We start from the raw sequence: 11,153 nt of genomic DNA on the forward strand, positions 1-11,153 counted from the left end.
CACTCGTTGCTAACCAGATTGCGCCCCGTTAGCAGGGCGTTTGCAATGGCGATGCCCCCGTGTGCCGCACCCCATGGCAAGCATGCGGAACGCTTCGAGGAAGGAACCCCATGACCGCATCCGCAACCCCGGCACGCACCGACGCCCAGCTGGCGGCCCTGCTGCCGCACCCGGCCGCCGACGCCAACAAGTACACCCGCGGAAAGCTGTACCTGGTGGCCGGCGCCGCCCCCTACCCCGGCGCCGCGCGGCTCGCCGGAACCGCGGCCGAGCGGACCGGAGCGGGCTACGTGGAGCTTTTCTGCGCGGGAAAGTCGCTGCTGGCGGTACGGTGCAGCTCACCGTCGCTCGTAACCCGCGACTGGCGCACCTGGCATCCGGCCCGGCTGGAGCCGCCTCGGGAGGGACACCCCTGGGCCTGCGTCATCGGCTGCGGTTTCGACGCGAGTCCGGCGCTGATGGAGCTTCTGGCGGAAACCGTGCGCGCTTTTCCCGCACCTTTGCTGGTCGACGGAGGCGCTCTGGGTCTTTTGGCCGGCGAGACGGGTCTGCGCCTGGCAGCCGAGCGGGCGGCCAGTTCCGAAGCGGCCCCGCTCGTGCTCACGCCCCACGGCGGCGAGGCCGCGCGCCTGGCCCGGGCAGCCGGCGTGAGCGACACCCTGGACGCACCCGATCTGGCCGGGGCGCTGGCACGGGCCTACCACGCCCTCTGCGTGCTGAAGGGGCCGCGCACCTTCATCGCCGACGCATCGGGCGCGGTGGAGTTGATGGATCGGGGCACGCCGGCGCTGGCGAAGGCCGGCACGGGCGATGTGCTGGCCGGCATCATCGGCGCGCTGCTCGCCCAGGGCCTCGCGCCTCGCGATGCCGCCGCGCTCGGCTGTGCCCTGCACGCCGAGGCCGGCCGGGCCGCCGCCGATGCGCTCACCGATATCTGCACGACCACCGAGGACGTGATCGCCTTTTTGCCCGCCGCCGTGCGGGCCATCGCCGGCGCCTAGCGCGACGTCAGGCTGGCCACGGTGCGCGCCAGCACCGCCAGATCGATGGGCTTCGCCACATGGGCGTTCATGCCCGCGGCCAGCGCCTCGCGCTCGTCTTCCGCGAAGGCGTTCGCCGTCATGGCGATAATGGGAATGGTCTGCGCGTCGGGCCGGTCCAATGCTCGGATGGCACGGGCGGCCTCGTGCCCGTTCATCACGGGCATCTGCACGTCCATGAAGATCACGTCGAAGGCGCCCGGCTCACTCGCCGCGAACTTCTCCACCGCTGCGCGCCCGTTCTCGGCCACCTCGCAGCTGGCCCCGTGAATATCCAGAATAGCCGCGATGATCTCGGCATTCAAATCGTTGTCCTCGGCCACCAGGAAGTGCTTGCCGCCCAGAGCCGCATCGGCATCCACGGCCCGGGAGGCCGCGGCATCCACCGCACGCGCGGCAGCCTCCTCCTCGGCAGGCGGGAAATCCAGGTCGATGATGAAGGTGGAACCTGCGCCCAGCTCGCTTTCCACGGTAATGGTGCCGCCCATCAGATCGACGAGGTTCTTGGTGATGGCCATGCCCAGCCCCGTTCCCTGAATCTTGTTGGTCAGGCTGGATTCCTCCCGCGAGAACGAGTCGAAGATGGTGTCCAGGTACTCCTGCGACATGCCGATGCCCGTATCGCGCACGATGATGCGCAGATGCTGCAGGCTGCCGCGGCGCTTCAGCGAGCCGTCGATGCGGAACAGGATGGAGCCGCCATCGGGCGTGTACTTCATGGCGTTGGAAAGCACGTTCATCAGAATCTGGCGCAGCCGCCCCTCGTCGCCCATCAGCGCCTCGTGGGTTACGCCGGCCATCTCCACGGTGAACGTCTGGTGCTTGGCGTTGGTCTGGGGGCGCATCATGGCATCCACCGATGCCACGGTCTCGCCCAGGTTGAACTGGGCCGAGGCCAGGGTAGTCTTGCCCGACTCGATCTTCGACATATCCAGCACGTCGTTGATGAGCCCCAGCAGATGCTGGCCCGACGTGGCGATCTTGCGGTTGTACTCGCGCACTGCCTGGGGATTGTCGGCGTCGCGGTCGATCAGCGCGGAAAAGCCCAAGATGGCGTTCATGGGCGTGCGGATGTCGTGGCTCATGGAGGCGAGGAAGTTGCTCTTGGCGTGGTTGGCCTCCTCGGCCGCCGCCACCGAGTCCAGCAGTCGCTGGCGAATGTCGTGCTCGCCGGTCACATCGGTCAGCGAGTAAATGATCTTCTCGTCGCCGCCGAGCATCACCGGGCAGCTGGTCACCCGCAGCCACATGTCGCGGCCGAAGGCGGCGTTGAAGCACTGGAACTCCCATTCGCGGCGCTCGTCGGAAGCCCCCGAATGCACGATGGCGGCCACCTTGGCGTAGGCCTCGTTGGACGACAGCCCGTCCATCACGAAGAACTTCGTGGCGGGCACGCCCAGGATATCCTGCACGTTCTCGAACACGGCCTCCACCACGCGGTCGGCGCCGTCCACGATGAAGATGGCCGTGTCGATGTTTTCGCCGATGGCCTGGTAGATGCTCTGCACATAACGCTCGCCCTGCAGCTCGCGGCGGCTGCGGTACACCAGAAGCGCCGCGATGGCGCCCACCGCCAGCAGCGTGGCGCCCACCACGATGATGACCATGCGGGCCGTCACACCCACGATGGCCGCGCCTTCGGCCTGGTCGTTGGGCATGATGGAATCGGCCTGCACCACCAGGCCGGTAATGGTGTTGAAGTAGTACAGCCCCGTGGCGATGACCACTACGGCCAGCACGACGACCACAGCCGCCACGGCCGCGAAGATAGCGCGGGAGTCGAATCGCTGCCTCATGGTCGCCGGCCGTCGCGGCTATTCCACTGTGACGGATTTCGCCAGATTGCGGGGCTGGTCCACGTCGCAGCCGCGCAACACGGCCACCTCACGGGCCAGAAGCTGCAAGGGAACGCTGGCAGTGATGGGGCTGAACACGTCGCGCACCTTCGGAATGTAGATCACATGGTCGGCATGGGCGCGGATGTCCTCGTCGCCCTCAGTGGCCACCGCGATGATGCGGGCGCCGCGAGCGCGCGACTCCTGCAGGTTCGACACCACCTTGTCGTACACCGGGCTGTTCGTGGCGATAGCGATGACCGGGAAGTCTTCGTCGATAAGGGCGATGGGACCGTGCTTCATCTCGCCGGCGGCGTAGGCCTCGGCGTGCAGGTAGCTGATCTCCTTCAGCTTCAGCGCGCCCTCGTAGGAAGTGGCCGCACCCATGCCGCGGCCGATGAACAGCGCGCTTTGAGCGTCCACCATGGCGCGGGCGGCCTCCTCCACCGCCGGGCCGCACGTGTCCAGAATGCGCTCCACCTGCTCGGCGGTGTCGGCCAGCTCGGTGAACAGCAGCTTGATCTGGCCCTGGGTCAGCTCGCCGGCCGATTGGCCCAGCAGCATGGCCAGAAGCGTCAGCGACACCACCTGGCCCAGGAAGCTCTTCGTGGAGGCCACAGCGATTTCCTTGTTGGCCTTGGTGTAGATGACGCCGTCGGACTCGCGGGCCACGGGGCTGCCCACCACGTTGGTGATGCCGAACACCTTCGCACCGCGCACGCGGGCGTCGCGAATGGCGGCCAGGGTATCGGCCGTTTCGCCGGACTGGGACACGGCCACCACCAGCGTGGTGGGGGTGATAATGGGGTTGCGGTAGCGGAACTCGCTGGCCACCTCCACCTCGCAGGGGATGCGCGCCCAACCCTCGATGAGATTCTTGGCAATGAGCCCGGCATGGTAGGAGGTGCCGCAGGCGATGACGTACACGCGGTCGATGAGGTTCAGCTCCTCGGCCGTCAGGTCCAGCTCGTCGATGACGAGGGAGCCGCCGGAAAGGCGGCCTGCCAGCGTGTCGCGAATGACGCGGGGCTGCTCGTGGATCTCCTTCAGCATGAAGTCGGGGTATCCGCCCTTCTCGGCCACATCGATGTCCCAATCCACGTGGGTCACCTCGGGCTCTAGGGGATTGCCGTCCATGTCGAAGTACTCCACCGCATCGGCAGTGAGAAGCGCCATCTGGCTATCGGCCAGCACCACCACGTCGCGCGTGGCGTCGATCATGGCAATGATGTCGCTGGCCACGTAGCTGCCGTGCTCCCCGCGGCCCACCACGATGGGCGAGTCCTTGCGGCAGGCGACGATGGTGCCGGGCTCGCCGTCGGCCATCACGGCCAGGCCGTAGGCGCCCACCAGGCGCGAGACGGCCTCGGCCACGGCGGCGCGCAGATCGCCCTCGCCGGCCTCGCGCATGCGGCGGTAGGACTCCTCCACCAAATGGGCCACCACCTCGGTATCGGTATCGGACGAGAACACGTGCCCGCGGGCCACCAGCTCCTCGCGCAGCTCGGCGAAGTTCTCGATGATGCCGTTGTGCACCACGGCGATGTCGCCGGCGCAGGAGGTGTGCGGATGCGCGTTGGCCTCGCTCGGCTTGCCGTGGGTGGCCCAACGGGTATGCCCGATGCCGCAGGTGCCGGCGAAGTCGAAGTGCTCCAGGGTGTGGGCCAGCTCGCTCACCTTCCCCTTGCGGCACACCACCTGGATGGCGTCGCCCTCCTGAATGGCAACGCCAGCCGAGTCGTAGCCGCGGTACTCCATGCGCGTCAGGCCCTCCACCAAGATGGGCTCGGCCGCAGCGCTACCGGTGTATCCGACAATTCCGCACATATATTTGCTCCTATCGCAAACAGGCGGCCCGGGCCGCCATCTCGCCTCAAGTTATTCGTGCCATTGTACCGTCGAAGGGCCCGCAGATTCGCCCCTTTCACGAAACGCCCAGTTCCGCCGCAGCGGCGAGAGCGCCGGCGCGGCCAATCTGGTAAGATGCCGAGCTATACGAATTTCCCCTCCTGAAAGGCGGCAACGTGGCGCGCTCCAAGAAAACCCAGGCCATCGTCGACGGCACCCTGGCCATGGCGGTTCCCGACGACACCGTGGGCCTGGGGGTTGACATCGTGGAAATCGAGCGCATACGCAAGATCATCAAGCGCTCCCCCGCCTTCGTGGAGAAAGTGTACTCGGCCGCCGAGCGGGCCTACTGCGACGACCACGCCCATCCCGAGGTGCACTACGCTACCCGCTTCGCCGCGAAGGAGGCCGTGCTGAAAGCCCTGGGCACGGGCTTTTCCGAGGGTATCCGTCCGCTGGATGTGGAGGTGCGGCGCACGGCCAAGGGCCGCCCCTACGTGGTGCTTACCGGCCAGGCCCGCGAGGTGGCGCGCCACCAGAACGTGCGCGAGATTCCCATCTCGCTGTCGTTCACCCACACCGACGCCGTGGCCTGCGCCATGGCCATCACCGACGAGTCGGTAGCCGCCCAGGAGCGCCGCCGCGACCCCATGGAAGAGCTCACCCGCCAGTTCAAGGAGGCCCGCACCTTCCTGGACGAGCTGCCCGCAAGCGAGGGCTCGGGCAGCAGCGGCGCGGCCTAGGCGCCCCCTTATCGAAAAAAAACGGCCGAGATCGCTCCCGGCCGTTTTTTTGTCTCTCGCGATAAGGTTCTAGGCGCGAATTTCGGCGCCCGTGGCCTTCTGCACCTTCCCCACCAGCTTGGCGTGCACCTTCTCCACTTCCTCGCTCGTGAGGGTGCGGTCGGGGGCGCGGTACACGAAGCTGTAGGCCACCGACTTCTTGTTCGCGCCCACGCGCTCGGCGTCGCGGTATACGTCGAACAGGGCCACCGATTCCAGCAGCTTGCCGCCGGCCGAGGTCATCACCTGCATCATCTTCTCGTGGGTCACGGCCTCGTCCACCACGAAGGCCTGGTCCACGGCCACAGCCGGGTAGGTGGGCACGTCCACGTAGGGCCGGGCCGGGCGGGCGGCGCGCACCAGCGCGTTCACGTCCAACTCGAAGGCCACCACCGGAGCCGTGGCGCCGAAAGCCTCGGCCACCAGCGGATGAATCTCGCCCACCCAGCCGATCACGGAGCCGTCGGCCATCATCTCGGCCGCGCGCCCGGGCTGCAGCTGGGGCGCCTCGTCGGCGGAAAGAGCCCGGAAGCGCACCTTGGGCAACGCCAGCTCGCGGGCGATGTTCTCCAGCACGCCCTTGCCATCGAAGAAGTCGAAGGCCACCCGCGGGGCATTCCACGCGTCGTCTGCCATGGCGCCGGCCAGAACGCCGGCCACCTTCTTGCGTTCGCGGGCCTGCTTGCGGCCCTCGGCGGCCGCGAACACCGTGCCGATCTCGTACAGCTGGATGTTACGCACGCTGCGGCTCTGGTTGTAGGCCACCGAGCGCAAAAGCCCGGGCACCACCGACTGGCGCATCACGGGCATGTCGGCATTCAGCGGGTTCAGCAGCTCAACGGGCAGCCCCAGCCCCTCGGTGGGCAGCTGCAAGCGCTCGATGTCGCCGGGCTCGGCGAAGGAGTAGGTCATGGTCTCGTTCATGCCCGAGGCGCGCAGGGTGTCGTTCAGAAGGCGCAGGGTCTGCTGCTCGGGAGTGCGGCTGCCCACGCGCTCACGGCCACCGGGCAGCGTGGGGGCAATGCGGTCCATGCCCCACAGGCGCAGCACTTCCTCGTACAGGTCTATCTCGCGCTCCAGGTCGGGACGGAAGGTGGGCGCGGTCACCGCCAGCACGTCTGCGTCGTCGGTAGCTGCGACAGCGCAGCCGAGGCGCACGAGGATGTCCTCGATGAAGTCGGCGGGAATGTCGGCGCCCATCATGCGGTTGAACCGCGAGATGCGGAAGCGCAGCTGCACGGCCTCGGCGGGACGCTCGTACACATCCACCACGCCGGGGCGCACCGTGCCGCCCGACACCTCGGCCAGCAGGGCCGCGGCCGCCTGGGACACCACCTCGCACAGGTTCTCGTCCACTCCGCGCTCGTAGCGCATAGAGGCCTCGGAGATCAGCTTCAGGTTGCGGCTCGTGCGCGAGGTGCGGCCGTTGCAGAAGTCGGCCGATTCCAACAGCACGGTGGTGGTGGCCTCGGTCACCTCGGTGTCCAGGCCGCCCATCACACCGGCCAGCGCCACGGCGCGCTCGGGCGTGGCGATCACGGTCATGTCCTCGGTCAGTTCGCGCTTCTCGCCGTCCAGGGTGGTCAGCACCTCCCCGTCCTGCGCGCCGCGCACCACGATATGCACCGAGCCGTCCGCGGCGGCCAGCGTGTCGTAGTCGAAGGCGTGCAGGGGCTGGCCGTACAGGTACAGAATATAGTTGGTCACGTCCACCACGTTGTTGATGGGGCGGCCGCCGGCAGCGCTCACGCGCTCGGCCAGCCAGTCGGGCGAGGGGCCCACCTTCACGTTGTCGATCACGCGGGCGGTATAGCGCGGGCAACGGTCGGCATCGGCTACCTCCACCGTCACGCTCGCGTCCACCTCGGCACCGGCCGTCACCGCCGCCAGCTTCGCCACATCGGCGGCCAGCGGATAGGTCACCGGCTGCTGGTACATGGCACCCACCTCGCGGGCCATGCCCACCACCGACAAGCAATCGGGGCGGTTGGGGGTGATCTCCAGATCGAGCACGGTGTCGCCCGAGCCGATCACCTCGGCGATGGGCGTGCCCACCGGCGTGCCCTCGGGCAGAATCCAGATGCCCGAATGGTCGGAGCCCATCCCCAGCTCGCGCTGGGAGCAGCACATGCCGCAGCTCGTCACACCGCGCAGCTTCGACTTCTTAATCTTGAAATCGCCGGGCAGCACCGCGCCCACCGTTGCCACGGGCACCAGGATGTCGGCAGCAATGTTCGGCGCGCCGCACACGATCTGCACTGGCTCGTCCGCGCCCACATCCACGGTCACCACATGCATATGGTCGGAATCGGGATGCGGCTCGCAGGTGAGCACATGCCCCACGACCACCCCTTCAAAGGCCTCGCCGGTCTGCTCGACACCTTCCACGCCCGTACCCGTTAAATCGAGCCGATCGCAGAACGCCTTCACATCACTCGGCACCTGCGTATACTCCGAAAGCCACTTCAAAGATACTTTCATACTAATTTCTTCCTCTTAATCGCCTGTCTCATTTGACAACAAGATTTCTTCCCTACCGTGGCTATGCGTAGAGGGATTTCGGGTGGTGCTCACCAAGCGAGTTCCGCAGCGAACGGAAATGCCCAGTGGGCATTTCCGCCGAGCGAGGACTGTTTGAGCGACTGAGCACTACCCGGAAGCCCGACCCCGGCAGAGTCGCAACTAGAATTGTCGCAAGAATCGCATATCTCCCTCGAGGAGCATTCTAAGGTCGGGCACGTCGTACTTCAGGCAGGCGATGCGCTCCACCCCCATGCCGAAAGCGAAACCCGAGTACTCCTCCGGGTCGATGCCGCTCATAGAAAGCACGTTGGGGTCCACCATGCCGCAGCCCAAGATCTCCAGCCAGCCGGTGCCCTTGCACATGCGGCAGCCCTCGCCGTGGCATACCGCGCAACTCACGTCCACCTCGGCCGAGGGCTCGGTGAAGGGGAAGTAGTGGGCGCGGAAGCGCGTCTTGCGCTCGGGCCCGAACAGCGCCTTGCACATATAATCGAGGGTGCCCTTCAGATCGCCGAAGGTGATGCCGCGGTCCACCACCAGGCCTTCGATCTGATGGAACTGGGGCAGATGCGAGGGATCGGCCACGTCGCGGCGGTACACCTTGCCCGGCGCGATCATGTAGATGGGCAAATCCCAGTCCTCCATCACGTGCACCTGCACGCCGGAGGTCTGGGTGCGCAGAAGCACGTCGGACTCGCCGCGCACCCGCGAGGCGTCGCCGGACAGGTCGCGCACGTAGAAGGTGTCCTGCATGGAACGGCTCGGATGGTCGGCCGGCGCGTTCAGGGCCGTGAAGTTGTAGTAGTCGGTCTCGATCTCGGTGCCTTCCACCACCTTGTAGCCGAGGCCTAAGAAGATGTCGGACACCTCGTCGATAATGCCGTTGATAAGGTGGCGCGTGCCCATCTGCTGGGCGCGGCCGGGAAGGGTCACATCCACCGCGCCGGCGTCGATGGCGGCCGCCAGAGCATCGGCCTCCAGGGCCGCTCGGGCTCCAGCCAGGGCCTCCTCCACCTCAACGCGAGCCGCGTTCACGGCCTTGCCCACGCTGGCGCGCTCCTCGGCGGGCACCGAGCCCATGGAGCGCAAATAGCCCGTCAGGGTGCCGGCCTTTCCCAACACCGCCACGCGCACGGCGTCCAGGGCCTCCAGGTCCGTGGCCGCAGCGATGTCGGCCAGGGTGCGCTCGCGCAGTGCGGCAAGTTCCTCTGCAATTGCCATAACCTGCTTCTGCCTTTCTCGTCGTTCGTCCAACAAAAAAGCCCTCTCTCGTTCTTGGCCGAAGGCTGGGCCTTCGCAATCCAAGGACGAGAGAGGGCTCTCGCGGTACCACCTCGGTTGGCAACGGGCCGCACCATCTGGAAGGGAGGCGCGGCGGGCCGTCGCCCGCTCGTTGACGCCCGATCACGGGGGCGAGCCGTCGCCCCCTACGCACCGGGGCGAGAGCCACCGGGTTCAAGGACGCTGCTCGGAAGGGAACGGGTTCGCGCCTGCAGTCGGGCCCTCTCAGCGGCAAAGCCCTTCTCTGGAGACCTCGGTCTGCGAACCTTATCTTCGTCATCGCATGTAACAGTGCAGTATAGCGCACTTTGAGGGTATCCGTCCGTGAAATTCCCCGCAAGCACCGGCGACCAGCACCCGCGTCGCTACAGGAAACGGTAGTTCACCGTGCGCAGACCCCAGGCCCGGCAGCTGGAGAAGCCGAAGGCCTTCCACACGCCCGGCTGCAAATCCAGCGCGCGGCTGCCGCCGCCCATGCCGCCGCAGTCGTTCACGGTGGCGTACACGGTCTTGCCGTTCCAGGATATCTCCACGGTGCGGCCGAACAGCTTGCGATAGCCCGTCAGCGACATGGGCACCGCCACGCCCATGGAGTTGTCGTCGCAGACAGCCCCCGTGGCAGTGGTACCGGGGTTGGGGGTGTAAGGATCGGTGGAGCCACCGTAAGCCGAGGCCACGCCGGTTTTCCAGCCGCTGGCCGAGCTGGAACCCGAATCGGACCCCGCGTCGCTCGACGGCTTGTCGCTCACGTTGCCGGCATTGTCGTCCTCGTCTTCGTCGTCATCGTCCTCCACAGGCTTCGGGTTCGGCTTCACCGGCGCGTCGTCGCCCACCACCTCTTGGCGATCGACCGTATTGGCCCCCTCGGCATTCGAGCCGCCGCCGTCATCGGCCTGTTCGGCCTGGCGCATCGCCTCGGCCTGGGCAGCCAGCTCGGCCAAGCGCTCGGCATGGTCGGCCTTGGCCTCGTCCAGATGCGCCGAGGCCTCCTCCACCACGGCCTGGGCCTCGGAGCGCTTCTGCTCCTGGGCGGCCAAGGCGGCCTCCTGCTCGTTCTTCTGGGTGTTCAGCTGCTCGGAAGCCGCATCGAAGGCCTCCTTGCGCTCCCGCTGGCGCGCGACCTCCTCGGCCTGAAAGTCCATGATCTGGGTGACGTACTCCATATTGCGCAGCAAGTCGTCGAAGCTCTTCGAGTCGATCAGCAGCATCAGCAAATTCGCCGAGGCGCCGTCGCGGTACTCGCTCACCGCCACATCGCCTAGGGCCGCCCGGCCCTCCAGCATCGCCTGCTGGGCCTCCATGGCCAGGGCCGTGGATTCGTCGATCTGCGTTTGCAGATCGTCCACCTGCGCCGTAAGCGCATCGTATTCGGCGTTGATCTCGCCCATGCGGGCCTCGGCGGCATCCAACGCCTGCTGGGCGGAATCCACCGCCGCCTGCCCGTCATCGGCAGGCTCGGCCCACGCCGATGCGGGCAGCACGCCCGCAAGCGAGCCGGCGAGGAGCACGGCCAGAAAAGCCGCGAGCAGTCGCCGTGCCTGTCGTTGCAGTTGTTCCAAGGTGTCCCTTTCGTTCCACCGTCATTGGCGCTCGCCCCCGGCATGGCGCCGGACGGGAAGCGCATCGGTTCATCATCCCGAAATCGCCGCGCAGTGGCAACCCCCTTGGCTAAAAAGACACGACCCCCACCAGCGATGATGGCAGGATCATACCAGAAAAGGGAAAATAATACAAATATTCGTTCGTGTTATTGTTGTATTTCTCACGCCAATCCCCTATACTGGCGCAAACAGCCGATCCGGGCCCCGCGCCCGGTCAGACAAGGAGGGCCCATGCACGCGATG

The 11,153-nt window shown here is 66.9% G+C and carries 7 protein-coding genes; 2 read left to right on the top strand and 5 right to left on the bottom strand.

What is annotated here, in order from left to right; translation table 11 throughout:
- Positions 1-110 precede the first annotated feature (110 nt).
- Positions 111-1,001: an NAD(P)H-hydrate dehydratase gene (locus tag VIN30_RS04730; protein ID WP_338209698.1), complete on the top strand. Its 891-nt coding sequence runs from the start codon at positions 111-113 to the stop codon at positions 999-1,001.
- Here the strand turns inward: VIN30_RS04730 and VIN30_RS04735 are convergent.
- Positions 998-2,836 carry an ATP-binding protein gene (locus VIN30_RS04735; protein WP_338209700.1) on the bottom strand — a complete coding sequence of 613 codons (1,839 nt, stop codon included), beginning with the start codon at positions 2,834-2,836 and terminating at the stop codon, positions 998-1,000. The genes VIN30_RS04730 and VIN30_RS04735 overlap by 4 nt on opposite strands.
- 18 nt (positions 2,837-2,854) lie before the next feature.
- Complete coding sequence (gene glmS / locus VIN30_RS04740; RefSeq protein ID WP_326424276.1) at positions 2,855-4,702, bottom strand: glutamine--fructose-6-phosphate transaminase (isomerizing); 1,848 nt, start codon at positions 4,700-4,702, stop codon at positions 2,855-2,857.
- A 197-nt stretch (positions 4,703-4,899) separates the two neighbouring features.
- Here glmS and acpS point away from each other — a divergent pair, with 197 nt between their 5' ends.
- Positions 4,900-5,466, top strand: a complete 567-nt coding sequence (acpS, locus tag VIN30_RS04745; protein ID WP_338209703.1) for a holo-ACP synthase — start codon at positions 4,900-4,902, stop codon at positions 5,464-5,466.
- 69 nt (positions 5,467-5,535) lie between these two features.
- Here the strand turns inward: acpS and pheT are convergent, their stop codons facing one another.
- From pheT to VIN30_RS04760, 3 genes are all read right to left on the bottom strand, one after another.
- Positions 5,536-7,986: a phenylalanine--tRNA ligase subunit beta gene (pheT, locus tag VIN30_RS04750; protein ID WP_338209705.1), complete on the bottom strand. Its 2,451-nt coding sequence runs from the start codon at positions 7,984-7,986 to the stop codon at positions 5,536-5,538.
- A gap of 201 nt (positions 7,987-8,187) precedes the next feature.
- Positions 8,188-9,249: a phenylalanine--tRNA ligase subunit alpha gene (gene pheS, locus VIN30_RS04755; protein ID WP_338209707.1), complete on the bottom strand. Its 1,062-nt coding sequence runs from the start codon at positions 9,247-9,249 to the stop codon at positions 8,188-8,190.
- A gap of 425 nt (positions 9,250-9,674) precedes the next feature.
- Positions 9,675-10,868 carry a coiled-coil domain-containing protein gene (locus VIN30_RS04760; RefSeq protein ID WP_338209709.1) on the bottom strand — a complete coding sequence of 398 codons (1,194 nt, stop codon included), beginning with the start codon at positions 10,866-10,868 and terminating at the stop codon, positions 9,675-9,677.
- Positions 10,869-11,153 lie beyond the last annotated feature (285 nt).

It is taken from the genome of Adlercreutzia wanghongyangiae (genome assembly GCF_035989245.1).
Lineage (GTDB): Bacteria > Actinomycetota > Coriobacteriia > Coriobacteriales > Eggerthellaceae > Adlercreutzia > Adlercreutzia wanghongyangiae.